General features: G+C 76.0%; 18 protein-coding genes. 4 read left to right on the top strand and 14 right to left on the bottom strand.

The annotated features are described in order from the left end of the window. Positions 1-11 precede the first annotated feature (11 nt). Together macS and ACZ7LB_RS01830 are read right to left on the bottom strand one after the other, a co-directional pair. Complete coding sequence (gene macS / locus ACZ7LB_RS01835) at positions 12-1214, bottom strand: MacS family sensor histidine kinase (protein WP_471464845.1); 1203 nt, start codon at positions 1212-1214, stop codon at positions 12-14. A gap of 46 nt (positions 1215-1260) precedes the next feature. Then, positions 1261-2028, bottom strand: a complete 768-nt coding sequence (locus ACZ7LB_RS01830) for a lysophospholipid acyltransferase family protein (RefSeq protein ID WP_471465110.1) — start codon at positions 2026-2028, stop codon at positions 1261-1263. 175 nt (positions 2029-2203) lie between these two features. Here ACZ7LB_RS01830 and ACZ7LB_RS01825 point away from each other — a divergent pair, with 175 nt between their 5' ends. Both ACZ7LB_RS01825 and ACZ7LB_RS01820 read left to right on the top strand, forming a co-directional pair. Continuing rightward, complete coding sequence (locus tag ACZ7LB_RS01825; RefSeq protein ID WP_471464843.1) at positions 2204-3007, top strand: alpha/beta hydrolase; 804 nt, start codon at positions 2204-2206, stop codon at positions 3005-3007. Next, positions 3000-3596, top strand: coding sequence for a hypothetical protein (locus ACZ7LB_RS01820; RefSeq protein WP_471464841.1), 597 nt, complete (start codon positions 3000-3002; stop codon positions 3594-3596). The genes ACZ7LB_RS01825 and ACZ7LB_RS01820 overlap by 8 nt, the downstream gene beginning before the upstream one ends. A 157-nt stretch (positions 3597-3753) precedes the next feature. Here ACZ7LB_RS01820 and ACZ7LB_RS01815 read toward each other — a convergent pair whose 3' ends face one another. The 6 genes from ACZ7LB_RS01815 to ACZ7LB_RS01790 all read right to left on the bottom strand — a co-directional run bounded on the left by ACZ7LB_RS01815 (position 3754) and on the right by ACZ7LB_RS01790 (position 10360). Continuing rightward, the gene (locus tag ACZ7LB_RS01815; protein ID WP_471465109.1) at positions 3754-4512 is read right to left on the bottom strand and encodes an endonuclease/exonuclease/phosphatase family protein; all 759 of its coding nucleotides are present in this window, start codon (positions 4510-4512) and stop codon (positions 3754-3756) included. Between the two features lie 950 nt (positions 4513-5462). Then, a complete protein-coding gene (locus ACZ7LB_RS01810; RefSeq protein ID WP_471464839.1) occupies positions 5463-6416 on the bottom strand; it encodes an ROK family glucokinase in 954 nt (317 codons plus the stop codon). 181 nt (positions 6417-6597) lie between these two features. Then, positions 6598-7266 carry a DUF5304 family protein gene (locus ACZ7LB_RS01805; RefSeq protein WP_471464837.1) on the bottom strand — a complete coding sequence of 223 codons (669 nt, stop codon included), beginning with the start codon at positions 7264-7266 and terminating at the stop codon, positions 6598-6600. A gap of 57 nt (positions 7267-7323) precedes the next feature. Continuing rightward, entirely contained in the window at positions 7324-8547 is a 1224-nt protein-coding gene (locus ACZ7LB_RS01800; RefSeq protein WP_471464835.1) for an ArsA family ATPase, read from the bottom strand. Positions 8548-8577: 30 nt separating this feature from the next. Further along, a complete protein-coding gene (locus tag ACZ7LB_RS01795; protein ID WP_161225143.1) occupies positions 8578-9018 on the bottom strand; it encodes an SRPBCC family protein in 441 nt (146 codons plus the stop codon). 538 nt (positions 9019-9556) lie between these two features. Continuing rightward, positions 9557-10360 (bottom strand): metallophosphoesterase family protein, encoded by an 804-nt coding sequence (locus ACZ7LB_RS01790; RefSeq protein WP_471464833.1) that lies wholly within the window; start codon positions 10358-10360, stop codon positions 9557-9559. Between the two features lie 260 nt (positions 10361-10620). Between ACZ7LB_RS01790 and ACZ7LB_RS01785 the strand changes: the two genes are divergently transcribed. After that, positions 10621-12417 carry an AMP-dependent synthetase/ligase gene (locus ACZ7LB_RS01785; RefSeq protein WP_471464831.1) on the top strand — a complete coding sequence of 599 codons (1797 nt, stop codon included), beginning with the start codon at positions 10621-10623 and terminating at the stop codon, positions 12415-12417. 122 nt (positions 12418-12539) lie between these two features. Here ACZ7LB_RS01785 and ACZ7LB_RS01780 read toward each other — a convergent pair whose 3' ends face one another. Continuing rightward, positions 12540-13682, bottom strand: a complete 1143-nt coding sequence (locus tag ACZ7LB_RS01780; RefSeq protein ID WP_471464830.1) for a glycosyltransferase family 4 protein — start codon at positions 13680-13682, stop codon at positions 12540-12542. Between the two features lie 330 nt (positions 13683-14012). Between ACZ7LB_RS01780 and ACZ7LB_RS01775 the strand changes: the two genes are divergently transcribed. Then, a complete protein-coding gene (locus tag ACZ7LB_RS01775) occupies positions 14013-15224 on the top strand; it encodes a glycosyltransferase 87 family protein (protein WP_471465108.1) in 1212 nt (403 codons plus the stop codon). Positions 15225-15524: 300 nt separating this feature from the next. Here the strand turns inward: ACZ7LB_RS01775 and ACZ7LB_RS01770 are convergent, their stop codons facing one another. From ACZ7LB_RS01770 to ACZ7LB_RS01750, 5 genes are all read right to left on the bottom strand, one after another. Beyond that, positions 15525-16718: a hypothetical protein gene (locus ACZ7LB_RS01770; RefSeq protein WP_471464828.1), complete on the bottom strand. Its 1194-nt coding sequence runs from the start codon at positions 16716-16718 to the stop codon at positions 15525-15527. Positions 16719-16777: 59 nt separating this feature from the next. Continuing rightward, positions 16778-17800 (bottom strand): C40 family peptidase, encoded by a 1023-nt coding sequence (locus ACZ7LB_RS01765; RefSeq protein ID WP_471464826.1) that lies wholly within the window; start codon positions 17798-17800, stop codon positions 16778-16780. Positions 17801-18014: 214 nt separating this feature from the next. Further along, entirely contained in the window at positions 18015-19112 is a 1098-nt protein-coding gene (locus ACZ7LB_RS01760; RefSeq protein WP_471464824.1) for a C40 family peptidase, read from the bottom strand. A 475-nt stretch (positions 19113-19587) separates the two neighbouring features. Further along, on the bottom strand, positions 19588-20937 hold the full coding sequence (locus tag ACZ7LB_RS01755) for an NYN domain-containing protein (protein ID WP_471464822.1): 1350 nt from the start codon (positions 20935-20937) through the stop codon (positions 19588-19590). A gap of 59 nt (positions 20938-20996) precedes the next feature. Continuing rightward, a complete protein-coding gene (locus tag ACZ7LB_RS01750) occupies positions 20997-21236 on the bottom strand; it encodes a hypothetical protein (protein ID WP_471464820.1) in 240 nt (79 codons plus the stop codon). Positions 21237-21283 lie beyond the last annotated feature (47 nt).

Raw genomic sequence — 21283 nt, 5'->3', positions numbered from 1 at the left:
CCGCCGCGCCCTCAGGTCCTCCTGGGGACCCTCAGTTCGACCTCCGTGCCCTGGCCGGGCACCGAGATCAGCTCGGCGGTGCCGCCGAGATCCCGCAGCCGCCCCCGGATGGACTGGGCCACGCCGAGCCGCCCCTCGCCCTCCGCCTCCGCGAGCCGCCCCTCGGGGATGCCGGGGCCCTCGTCCCGGACGGTGACGACCACCCCGTCCGGCTCGTCCTCGACCAGCAGCCAGGCGCGGGCGTCCGCGCCCACGTGGCGGCGGACGTTGTCCAGGGCGGCGCCGACGGCGGCGGCCAGCTCCCGCGCCGCCGCCGGGGCCATCGGCACCGGGGCTCCCGGCTCGGCCAGGTGCACCCGGGCACCGGCGTACGGGGCGAGCAGCGCGCGCAGGTCCACGGGGGCGTCCGGGGCGCCCTCCTCCGGCTCCTCCACCACGCGGACCACCGCGCCGTCGGCGCTGTCCTCGGAGACCCGGGAGACGGGCACCAGCCCGCCGGAGACCAGGGTGCGCAGCGCGACCTCCTGCTCCCCCGCCATCCGGCCCAGCTCGGCCGCCTCGCCGCCGATGACGGCGCCGCGCCGCTGCACCATCGCCAGCACCTGGAGCACCCCGTCGTGGATGTCCCGGGCGAGCCGCTCCCGCTCCCTGGTCGCCGCCTCGATCTCCAGGGCGCGGGCGAGGGTGCGCTCGGAGGCGCGGGCGACCTCGACGACGTAGCCGATGGCGATGGAGGCGATCCAGACGAGGAGGACGTTGTGCAGGGTGTCGCGGGCGGGGGTGCCGCGCTCGGCCAGGTTGGCGGCGGCGACCAGGGTGGAGGCCAGGGCCGCCCAGCGCCAGCCGCCCTTGAGGGCGAAGGCCAGCACCGAACCGGCGGTCCATATCGACGGCAGGGTCGGGCCGCCCCCCATGACCCGCTCCGGGTCGTCGGTGAAGGGGGTCAGGAGGATGCCGGTGAGCGCGACGGTCAGGTCGGCGGCGAGGAACCGCTTGGTGCAGCTCGCCGCGTTGGCGACGCGGGGCAGGGTGGCGAGGGTCCAGACGAGGAGGACGGCGTAGTAGCCGACGGCCGGCCAGGGGCGGGCGAAGCCGGAGTGGGCGGTGGCGAAGAAGCCGATGGCGTACAGCATGGTGAGCACGCGGTACCCGGCGAGCGCGCGCCACAGCGGCAGCTCGACCGACATCCTCATGACCTTCGCGCGACCGGCCATCCGCCCCGCCCCCCGTCCCCGCTCCTCGCTGTGCCCCGCCCCGGCGCTACCGCCCGGGCCGGTCCCGCTCCTCCCGGGCGAGCGACGCCCGGGCCCCCCGGCCGGCGTCCTTCTCCGCCCGGCCGGCCTCCCTGTCGGCCTTCGCCGCCTCCATGAGCTGCCGCTTCATCGCGGTCGCGTACACGTCGACGTACTCCTGGCCGGAGAGCTTCATGATCTCGTACATGACCTCGTCGGTCAGCGCCCGCAGGACGAAGCGGTCGTGCTCCATGCCCTGGTAGCGGCTGAAGTCGAGGGGGCGGCCGATGCGGATGCCGGGCCGCATCAGCTTGGGCACGACCTTCCCCGGCGGCTGGATCTTCTCGGTGTCGATCATGGCGACGGGGATGACCGGCGCGCCCGTCGCGAGCGCCACCCGGGCGAGGCCGCCGGGCTTGCCCCGGTAGAGGCGCCCGTCCGGGGAGCGGGTGCCCTCCGGGTAGATGCCGAACAGCTCGCCGTGCTCCAGGACCTCGATGCCGCTCCTGATGGCGGCCTCCCCCGCGCCCCGGGCCCCCGAGCGGTCCACCGGGAGCTGGCCGACGCCCTTGAAGAACGCCGCCGTCAGCCTGCCCTTGACGCCGGGGGTGTTGAAGTACTCCGCCTTGGCGATGAAGGTGACCTTGCGGTCCAGGACGGCGGGGAGGAAGAAGGAGTCGGAGAAGGACAGGTGGTTGCTGGCCAGGATGGCGGGCCCGTGGGTCGGGATGTGCTCGCGGCCCTCCACCCAGGGGCGGAAGGCGAGCTTCAGCGAACCCCCGATGGTGAGCTTCATCGTGCCGTACAACAACCGAATGCCTCCCGTATGAGTGGGTCGACCTTATCCCGGGGGACCGTCAATGGCCCCGACGGCCCTGGTCGGTGTCGGTGTCGTCGCGTACGGTGAAGTACCCGCACGTACCGCACCCCCGCGCCGGCTGCGCCGGCCCCCCACGACAGGAGACCGACCCGTGCCGGTCCTGCCCGGAGCCGAGCCGTACCGCCACGAGGGCGGTGACACCGGCGTGCTCCTCTGCCACGGCTTCACCGGCTCCCCGCAGTCCCTGCGCCCCTGGGCCCGGTACCTGGCGGCGCGCGGTCTGACCGTCTCGCTGCCGCTGCTGCCGGGCCACGGCACCCGCTGGCAGGACATGCAGCGCACCGGCTGGCAGGACTGGTACGCCGAGGTGGACCGGGAGCTGCGCGCCCTGCGCGAGCGCCGCGCCCGGGTCTTCGTGGCCGGGCTGTCCATGGGCGGCACCCTGGCGCTGCGGCTGGCCGCGCGGCACGGGGACGCGGTGAGCGGCGTGATGGTGGTCAACCCGGCCAACCGGATGCACGGGGCGGCCCGGCACGCACTGCCGGTGCTGCGCCATGTGCTGCCCTCGACGCGGGGCATCGCCAGTGACATCGCGAAGCCGGGGGCCGAGGAGCTGGGGTACGACCGGGTCCCGCTGCACGCCGCGTACTCGCTGCGCTCGTTCTTCCGTCTGGTCGACGGCGAACTGCCGCAGGTGACCCAGCCGTTGCTGCTGATGCGCAGCCCGCGGGACCATGTGGTGCCGCCGGCCGACGCGGCGCGCGTGCTGGGCCGGGTGTCGTCGGCGGACGTGACGGAGATCCTGCTGGAACAGAGCTACCACGTGGCGACGTTGGACCATGACGCGGACCGGATCTTCGCGCGGAGCGTCGCGTTCATCGACCGGCTCGCGCCCGGTGCGGTGGGGGAACCGGTGCCCGGTCTCGGTGAGGAAGGGACGACAGCAGGTGGCTGAGTACGAGTCCGAACGCGAGGACCGGGAGGACCGGGAGAGCGGGGAGCGCCGGGACGGGGCGGCCCCGGGCCAGGGCGTGCCGTTCGACGAGGCCGCCGCCTGGCAGGCCATCGTCGCCGGGTACGGGCAGGAGCCGCCGGACCCGCCGGGCGCCAAGCCCTTCAAGTCGGTGGAGGACCTGGCACTGCTGGAGGCGGAGCCCAACGACGAGAAGCCGGACCCCGACCCGGAGCCGTCGCCCGCGGCCCGGCCGCTGGGCAGCTCGATCGCCTTCGCGCCCGGGGTCGGCCCGCGCGACCACAGTCTGGCCGAGGCGTCCGAGGACGACTTCGACGAGGACGACGAGGGCCACTTCGTGCCGCCCGAGCCGCCCCCGATGGCCGGTGGCGACGCCACCGACCGGTTCGCCTGGCTGGGTGTGCTCGGCGGTCCGGTGCTCCTGCTGCTGGCGGTGCTGCTGTCCTGGGACATGACCTGGTGGCTGACGACGCTCAGCATCGGCGGCTTCCTCGGCGGCGTCGCGACGCTGGTGACGCGGATGCGCACGGACGAGGACGACGAGGACCCGGGGCGCGGGGCCGTGGTCTAGAGCCTGTCGTCGCCCCCTCCCCCGCTCCGCGCGGGGCGGGTCCGGCGGCGTCGGGTGCGCGCTCCCGGCGGGCCGGGCCCCGGTCCGCCGCGCCGCCGTCCGGCCGGAGCCGGGCGCGGTCCCGTCCTCCCGCCGGGCGGGCGCCGGTGGCGCGGCCTCAGGCCGCGGGCACGCGGAGGGCGGCCAGGACCGGCAGATGGTCCGTGGCCGCCCGCAGATCGTCCGCCGCCACCCCGGGCAGCCCCGCCGGCACCCCGCAGCCCAGTACCTCCACGCCCTCCGTGGCGAAGACCGCGTCCACGCGCCGCCGGGGGTCGGCCGGGGTGAAGGTGTGCTCGCCGCCCCAGGGCGCGACGGTCCGGCAGTCCCGCAGCTCCTCGCCGAACCGCTCGAAGACCGGGCCGCCGGGGGCCTCGTTCAGGTCGCCGCCCACCACGGCGTGCTTCACGTCCAGCCCGGCGAGGGCGTCGAGGACCAGCCCGGCCTGCGCGTGGCGCTCCCGCGGGTCCAGGGAGAGGTGGCAGCCGACGACGCCGAGCCGGGCGCCGCCGATCCGGACCACGGCCGTGGCCAGACCCCTGCGGTGCCGCCCGGGGACGAGCGGGAGCAGCAGGTCCTCGGTCCGCTCCACGGTGGCCCGCAGCGAGCAGAGCAGGGCCGGACCGGCGGCCGTGCCGCCCCCGGAGAGGATCACCAGGCCGGAGGCCGCGGCGAGCCGGGCGAGCTTCTTGCGCCAGCGGAAGAAGCGGGGGGCCTCCTGGAGGAGGACCAGATCGGGGGCGCAGGCGGCGACGACCCGGGCGAGCGCGCCGGTGTCGTCGCGCAGCGAGTGGACGTTGTAGCTGAGCACCCGGACGACCGCGGAACCGTCGGGCTCGGTACGGGAGTTGGGGAGCGGGGGGAGGGTCGTGGACATGGCCATGCGCGCCAATCTACGCCGCGTCCACCCACCGCACCCGCTGGTCACGCCGGGTGCGGCGACGCCGGTCACATCGGCGCCGGACGAACGCCGGGCACGTCGGTGACGCCGGGCGCGGGGCACATGGGTGACGCCGGGGCGGGCACGGCGCCGACGGCAGGGGGGTCGGTACGGCCGTAGGCGCGGGGGCTCCTCGGCGGGGCGGCGAGGGTCGCCCCGGGGGCGGCGGCACGGACGTTGCGGCGCCGGTGGCTCCGGACGGGCAGGACGCCGGCGCGCCGCCGCGGGGTGCCGTGCGGTACGGGCACCGGGACCGTGCCGGGGGGCGTGGGTGTACGGGTGCCGGGGCGTCCTGGACGGTCGTGGCGGGGACGAGGCACCGCCGGGACCGGTCACACCCGACGGGGGCAGTCATGGCCACGCCCGGTGGAGGCCGCGAGGCCGGATGCGTCCGACGGGCACCGGCACGGTCACACCGTGCGGGAGGCCGGAGCCGGGCGCACCCCACGGCCCCGGACGGTCACGCCGGACCGGGACCCGACCGGCACGGCCGCACCCGGCGGACACCGGGGAGACCGGACGCGGCCGACGCGCAGCGGCACCGGCACGCCCCGGCGGGAACCCGGAGGCCAGGTGCACCCGATGGGCACCGGGGCAGCCACACCCGGCGGAGACCGGGAGGCCCAGGCACCCGACGGGCACCGGCACAGTCCCACCCGATGACAACCGGCACGGTCACGCCGGACCGGGACCCGACCGGCACGGCCACACCCGGCGGACACCGGGGCGACCGGACGCGGCCGACGCGCAGCGGCACCGGCACGCCCCGGCGTGAGCCCGGAGGCCGGGTGCGCACGGCCGCGAAAACGGGGGCCCGGTGCGCACGGCGCGAGGCAAGGGGCCGGGCGGGCCCCGGGGGTACGGGCCCCGGGGCGCGGCCCGGGCCGTCACATGATCGGGTCGGGCTCCCGGGCCAGGTCGGCCGCGCCGACCAGCCCCGCCTTGTTGCCCAGCCGCGCGGCGATGACCTCGGCGACGGGGCGCCAGGTGCCGCCGACCAGCCAGCGCTTGTACGACTTGCGGATCGGGTCGAGGACCAGCTCGCCCTCGTCCGAGAGGCCGCCGCCGACGATGAAGGCGGACGGGTCGAACAGCGAGGCCAGGTCCGCGAGTCCGGCCCCGGCCCAGCGGGCCAGCTCCCGGTAGGAGTCGACGGCGACCGGGCAGCCCTGGCGGGCGGCGACGGAGATGTGCTTGCCCTCGATGCCGTCGGGGGTGCCGTCGCCCAGCCCGAGCAGCAGCTCGGCGCGCTCGGGGGTGGCCCGGGCCCGCTGCCTGGCGTAGCGCACCAGGGCGCGGCCGGAGGCGTACTGCTCCCAGCAGCCCTGGGAGCCGCAGCCGCAGAGCAGGCCGTCGGGAACCATGCGGATGTGGCCGAACTCGGCGGCGACGCCGAAGTGCCCGCGCCGCAGCTTGTTGCCGATGATGATGCCGCCGCCGAGGCCGGTGCCGAGGGTGATGCAGATGACGTTGCGGTGGCCCTTGCCCGCGCCGAAGCGGTACTCGCCCCAGGCGGCGGCGTTGGCGTCGTTCTCCACGACCACGGGGAGGCCGACGCGGGCCTCGACCTTCTCCTTGAGCGGCTCCTGGCGCCAGTCGATGTTGGGCGCGAAGTAGACCGTGGACCGCTGGCGGTCGACGTATCCCGCGGCGCCGATGCCCACCCCGACGATCTCGTGCCCCGCGCGGGCGCCCTCCACCGCCGAGGCGATGGCGTCCACGATGGCCTCGGGGGTGCCGGGGGTCGGCACCTTGAAGGTGGAGAGGATGGTGCCTTCCTCGTCGACCACGCCGGCCGCGATCTTCGTGCCGCCGATGTCGACGCCGATGGTGAGTCCCATGAATCCCTCAGTTCGGTCGAGCCCGCTACGGCCAACCGTACCCGAGCCACCGCCGCCGGGAGGGCGCCCTCCGCAGGCCCCCCGCACCTCGGGCGGGGGGGGCCGGAGGCATGCCGGAAGAGACGCCGGGACGGCGCCTCGCCGGCCCCCGGCGGGGCGGCCGGGAGCGGGCCGGAGGGCGTCAGTCCAGGTCGATGCGGCGGCCCGGACCGGTGCCGTCGTCCCCGCCGTCGTCCCCGTCCCCGCCGGGTCCGTCCCCGTCGCGGGCGTCCGGGTCGCGGGTGTCGCGGGGGTCCTCCCCGGAGGTCCAGCGGGCCTCCTGGCCGCGCACGGCCGAGCGGTAGGCGGCGAGGATCTCGCCCCCGGCCGCCGCGAGATGGTCGAAGACGTCCGGGTTGCGCTCGATGACGGGCTCCACGGCGGCCCTGGCCTGCTGGACGACCTGCCGGACCACCTGCTGGGCGGCGGGCCCGGCGAACGGGCCGAACGGCGGCGGCTGGAGGCCGGAGAGCTTGTCGGCGACGGTCTCGACGAGCCGCCGCAGCTCCTCGGCGGCGGAGCCGGGCGGCGCACCCCGGTCGGCCCGGCGGCGGGCCCGCTCGGCCTCCAGGTCCTCGGCGCAGGCGGTGGCCCAGGCGTCGGCGTCGGTCGCTCGGGCCCCGTCGCCGTCGGCGCGGGCGGACCGGGCGGAGGCCGCGGCCGGCCCGGACGCCCCGGACGGCTCCCGCGGCCCGGACGCCCCGGGCCCCTCGGACGCCCCCGACGGCTCCGGCGGTCCGGACGGCCGGTTCCGGGCCGGGTCGGTCCCGTCCGGGCGGTCCGCCTCGGACGGGGGGAGGTCTTCGCTCATGACGGGCTCCTGATGACGGTTCGCCCTTACGACGGTACCCGAACGGCCGCCCCGCGTTCACCGGCTCCGGGGCCACAGCCGGGGGTCCGGGGCGAAGCGGACGGTGAGGGTGCCGTCCCTGAGGGCGGCCCCGTCGACGGTGCAGCGGCGCAGCGCGGAGGGCAGGGCGACGATGCGCCGGAACGGCCCCGCGGTGAGGACGAGTTCGTCGCCGCGCCGGATCAGGTCCAGCTCCTCGCGCAGGGCGCCGGGGAGCGGGATGTGCCAGACCAGGACGCCGTCCCCGGCCAGCCGGTCGGTGACCGGCCACTCGATCCGCCCCGCCCCGGGTGCGCCGTCCCCGCCGGCGCCCGTGCCCGTTCCCCCGTCCGCGACGGCGGGGGCGGCGGCGAGCGCGGCGAGGTCGTCCGCGCCGCGGGGGTCGCGTCCGAGGTGGGCGACGCGGTGCACGGCGTGGGTGCCCTGCCACTCCTCCAGGGCCTTGCGCTGCTGCGCCACCGGCCCCGCGAGCCAGCCGTCGGCCGGGCCGTCCCCGGGCAGGACGCGGTTGGCGACCAGCAGGTCGGCGCGCAGTCCGTGCAGGGCGAGGCCGAGGGCGGCGGTGCGCACGGCGTCGGCCCCGGCCGGGCCGGGTTCGGCGACCAGCCGGACGACGGTGCCCGGGTCGGCCAGGACGGCCTCGGTGGCGGCCAGCTCCAGGTCCCAGCGGGCGGCGGCCTCGTAGAAGGACTCGGTGGGCATCGGCACCCCGGCGAGCCGCCCGAGGACGGGGCGCAGGGCGCGGGCCGCCTGCCGTTCGGCCGGGAGGAGGCGGCGCAGGTAGCGGCGCAGCTCCCCGGGCAGGGCGAGCAGCGCGAGGGCGCGCGCGGCGGGCGGCAGGTCGACCACGAGGAGGTCGTACGCCGGTCCGGCCCCGGCGGGGGCGGCGGTGCGCAGGGCGCGCAGCAGGGCCAGTTCGTCGGCGCCGGGCAGGGGGGTGAGTTCCTCGGGGTCGAGGCAGGCGGCGCCGAGCAGTTCCAGGGCGGAGGCGGCGCGTTCCTGGAGGGCGGCGAGGTCGTCCCGGAAGCCCTGCGCGGCGTCGGGGCGCCAGGCGGTCAGCCCGGGGGCGACGGTGGCCGGGGCCGGTCCGGTGGGCGTCCCGAGGACGGCGCCGAGGGTGTCGTCGCGGTCGGCGCCCAGGAGCAGGGTGCGGGTGCCCGCACGGGCGGCGGCTAGCGCGGTGGCGGCCGCCACGGTCGTCCGTCCGCTGCCGCCGGGGCCCGTGATCAGGAGGGTGCGCATGAGGGTGAACGCTACCCGCGCGGGCGGGCGCTACTTCGCGGTCGTCTCCACGCGCTTCTTCAACCCGGCGAGGGCGCGGTCGATGATGACCTTCTCGGCCTTGCGCTTGATCATGCCGAGCATCGGGATCTTGACGTCGACGGTCAGCCGGTAGGTGACCTCGGTGCCGGTGCCGGACGGGGTGAGCAGGTAGGTGCCGTCCAGGGAGCGCAGCATCTGGGACTTGACCAGCGTCCAGGAGACCTCGTGCTCGCCGGTCCAGGTGTAGGCGAGGGTCTGGTCGTCCTTGATCGCCCCGGCGTCCATGACGAGGCGCACCTGCTCGGCGCGGCCCCGGTCGTCGGTCGCGAGGACCTCGGCCTCCTTGACCTCGCCGGTCCAGTCCGGGTACCGGGCGAAGTCGGCGATCACCGCCATGACAGCGCCGGGTGCCGCCTCGATGGTAATGCTCGAACTGGTGTGTTCCGCCATCGTCGTGGCTCCTCCGGATGCGGACGGGTGTGATGGGGTGGCCGTGCGTCGCGGTGCGCCGCCGCACGCCGCCGTGACGCTCGTGCGCGCCGCGTGCAGGCTATCGCGCACGGACCCCCCGGATGTCACCACCTGCCCCGGGGCTTCGGGCCGCCCCGCTCCCGTCCGGCCCGCGTGCCCCTCCCGGGACCGCTCCGCCGTCCCTCCGGGCCGCGCTTCCCGGCGCCCTCCCGGCCCCTGCGTCCCCCGCCCGCCCCCGCCCCGGCTCCCGCTCCCCCGGGACGACGACCCGGACCGCACGGCCCGGACCGCACGGCCCGGTCCGTGGCCCGCCGCGGGTTCCCCGCACTCGCGGCACCCGGCGCGTCGTTCCCGGCCCCGGGGCGCCGCGCCCGCCCGACGCATCGCACCCGCCCGGGGCCGCGTCCCGCTCCGCCGGTCCCCGGATGCGGCGGAGCTCCCCGCCCCCGCGAGGCCCCCGCCGGGAACGGCACCCGCCCCGTCACCGTTCCCACCGCCCGCCGTCCGGCCGCCGCCGTCACCACTCCAGCACCCACGGCCTCCCCGTGGCCGCGAAGTGGCCGACGTTGACGCACTCGGTCCGGCCGATCCGCATGCGCCGCGCCAGCGGCTGGTGCACGTGCCCGAACAGCGCGTAGCGCGGCCGGGTGCGGCGGATCGCGTCCAGCAGGGCCCGGCTGCCCTGCTCGAAGCGGCGCGCCACCGTGTCGTAGACCAACTCCGGTACCTCGGGCGGGATGTGGGTGCAGAGCACGTCCACCTCGCCGACGGCCTCGATCTTCGCGGCGTACTCCTCGTCCCCGATCTCGTACGGCGTGCGCATCGGGGTGCGCAGCCCGCCGCCGACGAAGCCGAAGACCCGGCCGCCGATCTCCACCCGCTCGCCGTCGAGCACGGTGGTACCGGGCCGGGCGTACTCCGGCCACAGGGGCGGCATGTCGACATTGCCGTAGGTCGCGTACGTCGGGGTGGGGAAGGCGGCGAACATCTCGGCGTATTGTCCGCGCACCGCCCGTTCGATCAGCCCGGCGCGCTCCCCGCCCACCCCCGCCCACAGCCCGCTCGCGAACTCCCGTGCCTCGGCGAAGCGGCGGGCGGTGCGCAGCGCCACGATGCGGTCGGCGTTCTCGACCCCGAACAGGTCGGGGAAGATGCCGCGCGCGTGGTCGGCGTAGTCGAGGAAGAGGACGAGGTCGCCCAGGCAGATCAGGGCGTCGGCGCCGTCACCGGCGCGGGCCAGGTCACGGGCGTTGCCGTGGACGTCGCTGACCACGTGCACCCGGGTGGTGCGGGTGCCGGACGGGGAGGAGGAGGGTGCCATGGCGATCAAGCCTAGGCAGAGCCGGGAGCCGCTGAACAGACCGTTCCGACCTGCGGTTACTGGCTCGGCTCCCGAAGTGTCGACTACTGTGCGCGAAGCAGACCCCAACCGTGTGACGCGGCGAACATCTCGCGGAGACCCCCTGTCGGAGAGGCCATACCGGCGGGTAACGTCCGGCCCGTCCACTCGTGCCCGAGCCATGGACACACCGTCGCATCACACAACGTCGTGGCGCCGGCGCCCTATGAGGAGCAGCAGTCTTGCGCGAGTTCAGCCTTCCGGCCCTGTACGAGATCCCCGCGGACGGAAACCTCACCGACATCGTCCGCAGAAACGCCGCGCAGCATCCCGAGGTCGCCGTCATCGCCCGGAAGGCGGACGGGGTCTGGCGGGACGTGTCCGCCCGCGACTTCCTCGCCGAGGTGCGCTCCGCCGCCAAGGGGCTCATCGCCTCCGGGGTCCAGCCGGGCGACCGGGTCGGCCTGATGTCGCGGACCCGCTACGAGTGGACGCTGCTGGACTTCGCGATCTGGAGCGCGGGCGCGGTCACCGTGCCGGTGTACGAGACCAGCTCGGCGGAGCAGGTCCGGTGGATCCTCGGCGACTCGGGCGCGACGGCCTGCGTCGTGGAGTCGGCCGGGCACACCGCCGCCGTGGAGTCGGTGCGCGAGGACCTCCCGGCGCTGAAGAACCTCTGGCAGATCGACGCCGGGGGCGTGGCGGAGCTGGGGCGGCTCGGGCAGGACGTCAGCGACGCGGCGGTCGAGGAGCGCAGCTCCATCGCGAAGGCCGACGACACGGCGACCATCGTCTACACCTCGGGCACCACCGGGCGCCCCAAGGGCTGTGTGCTCACCCACCGCAACTTCTTCGCGGAGTGCGGCAACGTCGTCGAGCGGCTGCGCCCGCTGTTCCGCACCGACGAGTGCTCCGTGCTGCTGTTCCTGCCGCTGGCCCACGTCTTCGGCCGGCTGGTGCAGATCGCGCCGATGATGGCGCCGATCAAGCTGGGCTGCGTCCCGGACATCCGCAACCTCACCGACGAGCTGGCCGCCTTCCGGCCGACCCTGATCCTCGGGGTGCCGCGGGTCTTCGAGAAGGTCTACAACGCGGCGCGGGCCAAGGCGCAGGCCGACGGCAAGGGGCGGATCTTCGACCGGGCCGCCGAGACGGCCATCGCCCACAGCCGGGCGCTGGACAGCCCCTCCGGCCCCTCCCTGGGGCTGCGGATCAGGCACCGGGTCTTCGACCGGCTGGTCTACGGCAAGCTCCGCGCGGTGCTCGGCGGGCGCGGCGAGTACGCCATCTCCGGCGGCGCCCCGCTGGGCGAGCGGCTCGGCCACTTCTTCCGCGGCATCGGCTTCACCGTCCTGGAGGGCTACGGCCTGACCGAGTCGTGCGCGGCCACCGCCTTCAACCCCTGGGACCGGCAGAAGATCGGCACCGTGGGCCAGCCGCTGCCCGGCTCGGTGGTGCGCATCGCGGACGACGGGGAGGTGCTGCTGCACGGCGAGCACCTGTTCAAGGAGTACTGGAACAACCCGGCGGCGACGGCGGAGGCGCTGGCGGACGGCTGGTTCCACACCGGCGACCTCGGGACCCTCGACGAGGACGGCTATCTGCGGATCACCGGCCGCAAGAAGGAGATCATCGTCACCGCGGGCGGCAAGAACGTGGCCCCGGCGGTGATCGAGGACCGGGTCCGGGCGCACGCGCTGGTCGCGGAGTGCATGGTGGTCGGCGACGGGCGCCCGTTCGTGGCCGCGCTGATCACCCTGGACGAGGAGTTCCTCGGCCGCTGGTGCGCGGAGCACGGCAAGCCCGCCGGGTCGACGGCGGCGGCGCTGCGGGACGACCCGGACCTGCTGGCGGCGGTCCGGACGGCCGTCGACGACGGGAACGCGGCGGTGTCCAAGGCGGAGTCGGTGCGCAAGTTCCGGGTGCTGGCCACCCAGTTCACCGAGGAGTCGGGGCATCTGACGCCGTCGCTGAAGCTGAAGCGGAACGTGGTGACGCGGGACTACGCGGCCGAGATCGAGGCGCTCTACACCACGTAGACGGCGGCGCGGGCGCGTCGGCCGGGGAACGCCGGGCGCCGGGCCACCGCCCCGCGTCCCGTGCCCGGATCACCGCGCCGGGCCGGGCCGGGCCGCGCCGGGCCGGGCCGGGCCGCCGCACGCTACAGCAGCGCCCTCAGGCTGCCCGCCAGCAGATCCCACCGCCAGGTCTCCTCGACCCAGGCCCGGCCCCGCTCCCCCATCCTGCGGCGCAGCCCCGGGTCTCCGAGCAGGGTGACGAGCCGGTCGGCGGTCTCCTCCGGGGAGCCGCCGCGCACCACCCAGCCGGTCTCGCCGTCGAGGACCGCGTCCGGGGCGCCGCCGGAGTCACCGGCGACGACGGGCAGCCCGGTCGCGGACGCCTCCAGGTAGACGATGCCGAGCCCCTCCACGTCCAGGCCGCCCCGGCGGGTCCGGCAGGGCATGGCGAACACGTCGCCGGCGCCGTAGTGCGCGGGCAGTTCGGCCCAGGGGACGGAGCCGGTGAAGCGGACCGCGTCGGCGACCCCGGTCTCGCGGGCCAGGCGGCGCAGGTCCTTGCCGTACGGACCGCCGCCGACGACCAGCAGCACCGCCTCCGGGTGGGCGGCCAGGACCCGGGGCATGGCCCGGATCAGCGTGTCCTGGCCCTTGCGGGGCACCAGCCGGGAGACGCACACCACGACCGGCCGCCCGGCGAGCCCCAGCCGGGCCCGCACCGCGTCGCCGCCGCTGCCCGGGTGGAAGGTCCCCTCGTCCACGCCCGGCGCCAGCCGGCGCATCCGGGCGGCGGCCGGCGGGGTCAGCGCGGAGGCGATCCGGGACCGGGTGTACTCGCCCAGGTAGGTGATCGTGTCCGTCGACTCGCCGATGCGGCGCAGCAGTCGCCGGGCGACGGGGAGCTGGGCCCAGCCCGCCTCGTGGCCGTGGGTGGTGGCGACGATCCGCTCGGCGCCGGCCGCCCGCAGCGCCGGTGCCATCAGCCCGAGGGGCGCCGCCGCCCCGAACCACACCGCCGTGCACCCGTGTTCGCGCAGCAGCCCGGCCGCCCGGCGGGTCGCGCCCGGGGTGGGCAGCAGCATGGTCGTGCGGTCGCGCACGACGGTGAAGGGCTGCTCGGCGTCGAAGGCGGCGGTGGCCTCGGCGCCCTCCCGGCCCCGCTTCCAGGTGGAGGCGTAGACGACCAGCCGCTCGGGGTCCAGGCGCAGCGCCATGTTGTGCAGGAACGCCTGGATGCCGCCGGGACGGGGCGGGAAGTCGTTGGTGACGATCAAGGTCTTGCGCATCGCCGCCGACCCTACCGAACGGCCCCCCGGGACGGCGGCTCCCGGCCGCGCGAGCGGCCCCGGGGCGAAGGGGGCGCGGGGCGAAGGGGGCGCGGGGTGGGGGGTGCGAGGGGCCCGGGGGACGCGGCGGGCACGGGTGGCGCGGGCGCGGGTGGCCGGGACATCATGGCCCGACCGGCAGGACAGGCGCGGACGGGTGGTCAACAGGTGGAGATGAAGGACACGAGGCCCTCCCGGGCCCCGCTGCCGCCGGACGGAGCGACGGGGCCGCTGCTGGGCCGGCTGCTGCCGGCCGGACTGTCCCGGGGCCGGCCCGCGGCGGCCGCGCTCATGGCGGTGTGGGCCCTGTCGCGGCTGGCGCTGCTGCTGTTCGTGCTGAAGGTGTGGATCTTCCCGGGCTCGGACGTCACGGGCGACGTGTCGGTGACCTACCAGGGCTGGTCCGACGTCCTGCGGGGCGGAAGGTTTCCGCTGGACGACATCACCTGGCAGTACCCCCCGGCCGCGGCGCTGCCCGTCCTCTCCCCGGCGCTGCTGCCGTTCCTGGACTACGCGACGGCCTTCTTCGTCCTGGCCTGCGTCGCCGACCTGACCGTCCTCGCCCTGCTCGGCCACGCCGGCCGGGGCGGGGGGCGCTCCCTGCTCGGGGCCTGGGCCTGGGTGGTGGGCATGCCGCTGATCGGGACGACGGTGTACGCCCGCTACGACGTGATGGTGACCGCCGTCGCGGTGGCCGCGGTGCTGGCCGCCGGGCGGCACCCCCGGGCCGCGGGGGCGCTGGCGGCGTTCGGGGCGCTGCTGAAGGTGTGGCCGGTCCTGGTGCTGCTGGGGATGCGCGGGCGCCGGGTGTGGGCCGCGGCGGCGGTGACCGGGGCGGGGCTGGCGGCGCTGTTCGCGGCGGCCATGCCGGGGGCGTTCGCCTTCCTGACGTTCCAGCGCGACCGGGGCACCGAGGTGGAGTCGGTGGGCGCGCTCGTCTTCCACTTCGCCCGGCAGGCGGGCTGGGAGGGCCGGGTGCTGCTGAACTACGGCTCGATGGAGTTCCTCGGCCCCCATGTGGCCACGGTGAGCACCGCGGCCATGGCGCTGACCGGGATGGTCCTCGGCTGGCTGCTGCTGTGGCGGCTGGCGGCGTCGCGGTTCACCGCGCACACGGCGGCGGACGCGGCGTTCACGGCGGTGCTGCTGTTCACGGTGACCAGCAGGGTGCTCAGCCCGCAGTACATGGTGTGGCTGATCGGTCTGGCGGCGGTCTGCTGCTGCTTCCGCACGACCCGGATGCGGCAGCCCGCCGCGCTGGTGCTGATGGCCTGCCCGGTGACCGCGCTGGACTTCCCGATCTGGTTCGGCCATGTCGTCACCAGCGACGCGCTGGGCGTCTCGCTGATGGTGATGCGCAACGGGCTCCTGGTGGCGGCCGCGGTCATCGCCGCCGTCGCCCTGTGGCGCGACACGGTCCCCGGCGACGCCGCCCTCCCGCTCCCGCACCGCGCCAGGACGCGCGCCAAGGCCCGCGCCGAGGGCGCTCCGGCGGGGCGCTGACCCGGACGACCACGCGCACCGTGCCCCGGCCCCGGCCGACGGCACGACGGGGTACGGCGGCCCCGGCCCCGGCCGACTCGGGACGCCGCCCCGGCGGCCCGGGACCCGGCTTCGCCGTGGAACCCGGCTGCCGTGGGGACGGGACGCCCCCGGCGGGCGGGGCCGCCGGTCCTTCCGAACCACCCGAACCACCCGGGCGCCCGCCGGCCGTGGCGCCCCGGGACACCGGCCCCGGGGGTCCCGGCCGCGTCCGGGACGACCCCGCGGGTGAGCGCCCCCGCCCCCGGACGCACCGCCCCGTCAGCCCAGCTCCGTCCGCAGATAGGCGCGCCAGCGCTCCGTGAAGGCGTCCGGGGTCGTGCCGAGGATCCGGCGCATCGCGTCCTCCACGGCGCCCGGACGGACGTCGTGGGAGCCGACGGCGCGGTAGAAGGCGCCGAGCCGCTCCTCGCCCCACCGGTCGGCGATCATCCGGCAGGCCAGCCAGCCGCCCTCGTAGGCGCGGGCCAGCCGGTCGGTGCTGCCGGTGAAGCCGAAGTCCTCGTCCGAGGGCAGCGCGGCGGGCAGCCGCCCCGCCGGGACCGCGCGGGCCAGTTCGGGCGCGGCCCCGGACACGGAGCGCTCGCCGCCCCGGTAGCCGACCCAGTCGGCGTACCCCTCGGAGAGCCACAGCGGGGTCGCGGCGGTGGTGTGCGGGCGGGTGGCGACATGGGCGGTCTCATGGGTGAGCACCACCTGTCTGCCCTGGTCGCCGAGGAGTTCGTACGCCTCGGGGTTGACGATGATCCGGTCGGCGGGGCCGGGCCCGCGGCGGCCGGTCTCGCCGGTGGTGACCGCGGCGATGCCCCGGTAGGAGGAGGCGGGCGCGGCCAGCAGCCCGGCCATGCCCGCGAGGGACCCCGGGACGAGGACGACGACCCGCCCGGCCCAGTCGCCGTCCCAGGCGTCCCGCACGGCGGGCACCGCCCGGTCGGCCAGGGCGGCGAAGCCGCGCAGCTCCCCGGCGGGCCGTCCGACGCCCAGCACGAGGCTGTGCGCGCCCCGGACGGCCTCGACACGGCCCTGGTCCCACGGCTGCTGGGGCGCCCCCGCCGCCGGGCGGTCGGTCTCGACCTTCCAGCGCCCCTCCTCCCCGAGGCGGAGCCGGACGGTGCGCCGGGCGAGGACGTCGCCCCGGTCGTATCCCTCGACCCGGTAGCGCAGGTCGACGGCGGCGGTGGCGGAGCCGCCCGTCCGCTCCACGCCGGTCACCCGGTAGGACCAGGTGGCCAGGGGCAGCGCGCCCAGGTTCGCGGACCCGGCGTCGGCGCCGGAGCGGGCCAGGGCGGCCGGGTCGCGGGCCAGGACCGCCGCCGCGCGCAGGTTCAGCGTCCGCTGCACCTCGTCCCGCACGGTGTCGGCGGGCGCCCGGGCGCCGCAGCCCACGAGGGAGACGAGCAGCAGGAGCACCGCTCCCGCCGCGCGCCCCGATGTCCGACGTCCGCGACCAGCCACCTGCCCGATCGTACGGGCGGCGGAACGGCGGAGTCCGGTGGGTCGGCCGTACGGACCGGTCAGACCCGGGTGACGGAGGAGACCGGCATCATGCCGACCGGGTCGTAGCGCACGGCGGCTCCGGGGTAGGGGGCGTGGATGACCCGGCCGCCGCCGACGTACATGCCGATGTGGCTGGCGTCGTCCCGGTAGGCGACGAGGTCGCCGGGCCTGGCCTCGGAGAGCGGGACCTGCCGCCCCGCGTACCGCTGCGCCTGCGAGGTGCGCGGCAGCCCCACCCCGGCCCGGGCGTACGACCACTGCATCAGGCCCGAGCAGTCGAAGCCGCCGGGGCCGTTGGCGCCCCAGACGTAGGGCCTGCCGAGGGCGGAGCGGGCGGCGGCGACGGCCGCCGCGGCGCGGCCGGAGGCGGCGGGGCCGTCGGGTCCGGCCAGTCCGGCGCGGCCGGAGCGGGAGGCCCGGCCGAATCCGGCGCGGTCGCCCTCCGGAAGGGAGTTGAGCAGCCGCCGGGCGGCGGCCAGCTTGCGCTCCACGGTCTTCTTGTGGGCGGCCACGGTCCGCCGCCCCCGCTCCAGTTCGGTGAGCCTGCGGGCGGCCTCGGCGCGTTCCTGGGCCAGCTCCCGCAGGGCGCCCCGCAGTTCGGTCAGCCGGCCGGCCGACCGGCCCTCGATCCGGTCCAGCACGGAGGCCCGGTCGAGGTAGTCGTCCGGGTGCGCGGAGAGCAGCAGTTCCAGCGACGGGTCGATGCCGCCGGAGCGGTACTGGGCGCCCGCCAGGGAACCGAGGCCGTCCCGCAGCGTGTTGACCCGCTCCTGGTCCCGGGCGATCCGGTCCTGGGCGGTGCCGATCTCCTCGCGCAGGGCGCGGGTGCGCTCCCCGGCCCGGTTGTACGCCTCGGTCGCCCGCTCCGCCTCGGTGTACAGGCGGTCCACCTCGGCCCGCCGGTCCCGGCGGGAGTCGTCGTGCGGCGCCGCGGCGGCCGGTACGGCGGCGAGCACGGCGGCCGCCGCGGAGAGCAGGCCGACGGCGGCGACGGCGCCGCGGTCCGGACCGGACGGTGCAAGGCGGCGATGGGAGCCCACGGGAAGCCGCACTCCTTCCGCTGTCTGTCGGGGAAACGCGGCAGACAGTAGCCCCGTGACGGGACCCCGGCCAACGACCGAGCGGTTCGAACAAGCCGACGCCCCGTCGCTGACGCAGGTCAGCGGCGGGGCGGGAGGCGGCAACGCCGTACCGTGATTCGCCCGAACGGGCGGCACGGCAGGGGGGTGTTCCGGGGTGGCGCGGCGCCGGGTGTCAGACGCGGACGCCGAACATGAAGGGGCCGCCGATGGTGTTCATGGACTCGTACCGGACGTTGGTGCCGGTGCGCGGGGCGTGCAGCACCTGGCCGTTGCCGGCGTAGAGGCCGACGTGGTGCAGGTCGTTGAAGAAGAAGACGAGGTCGCCCACCTGGAGCTGGCTCGCGGAGTAGATCCGGGTGCCGTAGTTGGCCTGCGCCTGGGAGGTGCGCGGGATGCCGACACCCGCCTGGGCGTAGGCCCAGGACGTCAGGCCGGAGCAGTCGAAGGAGGACGGGCCGGTGGCGCCGTACACGTAGGGCGTGCCGATCTTGCCCTGCGCCGCGCCGAAGGCCGCCCCGGCACGGCCGGAGGAGGGCGCCGCGGGGGTCGCCGTCGACGGGGAGGAGGACGAGGACGAGGAGGACGTCGACGAGGACGGGTTGGCCGAGAGGGCCTGGCGCTCGCTGGCGCGGGTGGCGCGCTGCTCCTCGGCGGCGATGGCCGCCTTCTCCGCGGCGGTGAGGGTGTTCAGCAGTCTCTGGGCGGAGGAGAGCTTGCCCTGGACTTCCTTCTTCTTCTTGCCCAGTTCGGTGCGGGTGGCGGAGAGGTCCTTGAGCTTCTCCGTGGCCTCGGCACGCTGCTGGGAGAGGGTGCGCTGCTTCTCCTGGATCTTCTTCAGCGCCTCGACCTGCTGGCCGCTGAGCTGGTTGAGCGTGGACGCCTTGTCCAGATAGCTGTCCGGGTCGGCCGACAGGAAGAGCTGCAGGGACGGGTCTATGCCGCCCGAGCGGTACTGGGCGCTCGCCATCGACCCGAGGCCGTCGCGCAGGTCGTTGAGCTCCTCCTGACCGCGGGCGACGTTGTCCTGGATGGTGGAGATCTCCTTCTGGAGCTTCTCCTGCTTCTCCTTGGCCCCGTTGTACTTCTCGGTGGCCTGCTCCGCCTCTTCGTAGAGCTTGTCGACCTTGGACTTGACCTCGTCCTTGTTCGGCTTCTCGCTCGGCGCGGCGTTGGCGGCCTGCGAGCTGAGAGCGACAGCGGCGGCGGCCGCGGTGGTGAGCACGGTCACACGGGTGCGGCTCGGCTGTTTGGGACGACGGTGGGACGCCACGGAGACGAGCTCCTTCTTGAGAGGGACAACCCGTTCGAGGGTTCGAAGCCAGACCCTAGTGACCAAGTCGTGATGAGTTCAAATCCTCAGCCGAAAATAGTGTGAGTGGTGAGGCATATTTTGCCGTGAAATCACCGCTGGTGAGGCGCCCCTGACAGTCCGTCGCCCCATATCACCCCAATCCGGCCATGCGGCGCGTGAGTCGCATACGGAACATGGAGGAGCTGAACGGATGGATCGGTCACGGCGGTTGACACGGACGCTCCGGAGGGTCCGGCGGGGACGGCCCGAGCGGTCCCGGACCTCCTCTCACAGGAGCACAGGAGCGCGGGAGCACGGGGACACCGGCGACGGGGCGGCCGTGCCGTTCACTGCGGCGGGAGGCGCGGACGGGCCGGCGCGGAGAAGGACGCGAGGGGCCCGGGAGGGCACGAGGGGCCGCGGCGGAAGGCGGGACCCCGGGAGGGGCGGAGGCTCAGCCCCGCGAGAAGCGCTTGAGGAGGACCACCGAGGCCACCGGCCGGGCCCCCGCCCTGGCCACCCCGTCGGCGACCTCGCGGTCGGTGGAGGCGACGATGACCGGACGTCCGGGCGGCTCGGCGCGCACCAGCTGGCGGATCAGCTCGTCGGCGGTGACCCCCGGCTTGGAGAACAGCACCCGCACCCCGCGCGGCGGCGCCAGCAGCACCGGCGCCGCCAGCTCCGCGCCGTCGAAGACACAGGTGGTCTCGGCGCCGGTCTGCGCGGCGAGCTGGGAGAGCTGGCCGAGCAGCCGCAGCCGCTGCTTCTCCAGCGGCATCTGCGGATAGCCGGTCTTGGTGACGTTGTAGCCGTCGACCACCAGATGGGCCTGGGGCAGCGCGAGCAACTGGTCGAGAATGGCCGGGTCGTTCTCGGAGAGCGCGCGGGCGGCGATGTCCTTCGGCGTCATCCGGCCGGGCTCCACCGCGTCCACCGTCTCCGCGGGCCGCACCGACACCGGCGGCAGCGCCAGCTCCCGGCGCAGTCCCTGCGCGGACTCCAGCACGGTGTCCAGCAGCAGCCGCACCCGCATGTCCTCGACGCTGCGGCCCTCGCGCGCCGCCCGGCGGGTGGCCTCCAGGGCCGCCTCCGCCTCCCCGAGCCGGGTCCGCAGCCGCCGGGTCTCGCTCTCGGCGGCGGAGACCTGGGCGTGGCTCTCGGCACGGACCGCCTCGGCCTCGTCGCGCGCCTTGCGCAGCGCCGCCTCGCCCCGCTTCACGTCGCTGAGCGCCGAACGCAGCTTGCGGTGCAGGGAGTCGGCCTCCTTCCGCACCGCCTCCAGCTCGCCGCGCAGCCGCTCGGTCTCGGACCGGGTGTGGTCCCGGGCCCGGGCCAGCTCCTCGCGCAGCCGCTCCAGCTCGGCGCGGCTCTCCTCGCCGGCCCGCTCGGCGTCCGCGCGCTGCGCCTCCTCGCCCGCGGCGGCGACCAGCTTGACCCAGCCGTGCGGACGCAGCACATAGGCCGCGGCGGCCACGTCGAGCGGATCGGCCGCGGGGGGCGGGGAGCCGGAGTCCAGGGCGCCGGCCAGCTCGGGCTGGGCCTCCCTGAGCTTCTCCCCGATGCGCTGGCGGAACAGCGGATCGCTCTCCACGGCGGCGGCCATGGCGTTCCCGGCGAACTTCGTCCGGCGGTTCGGGGCGAAGCGGGCGTACTGGCGCAGCTGCGCGGGCAGTTCGGTGAGGGTCAGCCCGCCGAAGCCGTCCGAGACGATCTGGACGACCCTGCGGCGCACGCCGTCGGGCAGCGGCCGGTCGAGCACCTCGGCGGCGCCGTCGTCCGGCTCCCCGCTCCGCGTCTCCGCCATCCGTCACCCCAATACTGAGCAGGGTCCCGCAGGGGGACCACCTGCCGGGTCCGCTCCGCTCAGGAGCCGGCGCCCGGCCTGTCCACGAGTTCGACCTGGTCCACGGCGTTGCACCAGCGGCACCGCACCGACTCGATGGTCTCACTGAGCACCTCGCGCTCCTCGACCTTCGGCTCTCCGGCCAGGTCCAGGTGGACGTACTCGACGACCTTCGACGCCCGGGTGACGTCGAAGCGGGTGAGGTTTCCGCAGAGGGTGCAGCGCCACCGGGTGGTGGCCGTGGGCAGGGGAACCGTCATCGTGGCTGTTCGCTCTCTTCCGCTGGCGATGACGCGCCGGAGCGCGC

The organism is Streptomyces sp. NPDC107521 (genome assembly GCF_055598485.1).
The sequence above is the reverse complement of the archived record's forward strand: the minus strand, read 5'-3'. Positions and strand labels throughout refer to the sequence as shown.

What these genes read in the sequence shown, in the direction of transcription:
- macS (WP_471464845.1), bottom strand. Translation starts at nt 1,214, where the DNA reads ATGGCCGGTCGCGCGAAGGTCATGAGGATGTCGGTCGAGCTGCCGCTG.
- ACZ7LB_RS01780 (WP_471464830.1), bottom strand. Translation starts at nt 13,682, where the DNA reads ATGCGCAAGACCTTGATCGTCACCAACGACTTCCCGCCCCGTCCCGGC.
- ACZ7LB_RS01795 (WP_161225143.1), bottom strand. Translation starts at nt 9,018, where the DNA reads ATGGCGGAACACACCAGTTCGAGCATTACCATCGAGGCGGCACCCGGC.
- ACZ7LB_RS01775 (WP_471465108.1), top strand. Translation starts at nt 14,013, where the DNA reads ATGGCGGTGTGGGCCCTGTCGCGGCTGGCGCTGCTGCTGTTCGTGCTG.
- ACZ7LB_RS01800 (WP_471464835.1), bottom strand. Translation starts at nt 8,547, where the DNA reads ATGCGCACCCTCCTGATCACGGGCCCCGGCGGCAGCGGACGGACGACC.
- ACZ7LB_RS01830 (WP_471465110.1), bottom strand. Translation starts at nt 2,028, where the DNA reads ATGAAGCTCACCATCGGGGGTTCGCTGAAGCTCGCCTTCCGCCCCTGG.
- ACZ7LB_RS01755 (WP_471464822.1), bottom strand. Translation starts at nt 20,937, where the DNA reads ATGGCGGAGACGCGGAGCGGGGAGCCGGACGACGGCGCCGCCGAGGTG.
- ACZ7LB_RS01815 (WP_471465109.1), bottom strand. Translation starts at nt 4,512, where the DNA reads ATGTCCACGACCCTCCCCCCGCTCCCCAACTCCCGTACCGAGCCCGAC.
- ACZ7LB_RS01750 (WP_471464820.1), bottom strand. Translation starts at nt 21,236, where the DNA reads ATGACGGTTCCCCTGCCCACGGCCACCACCCGGTGGCGCTGCACCCTC.
- ACZ7LB_RS01810 (WP_471464839.1), bottom strand. Translation starts at nt 6,416, where the DNA reads ATGGGACTCACCATCGGCGTCGACATCGGCGGCACGAAGATCGCGGCC.
- ACZ7LB_RS01790 (WP_471464833.1), bottom strand. Translation starts at nt 10,360, where the DNA reads ATGGCACCCTCCTCCTCCCCGTCCGGCACCCGCACCACCCGGGTGCAC.
- ACZ7LB_RS01805 (WP_471464837.1), bottom strand. Translation starts at nt 7,266, where the DNA reads ATGAGCGAAGACCTCCCCCCGTCCGAGGCGGACCGCCCGGACGGGACC.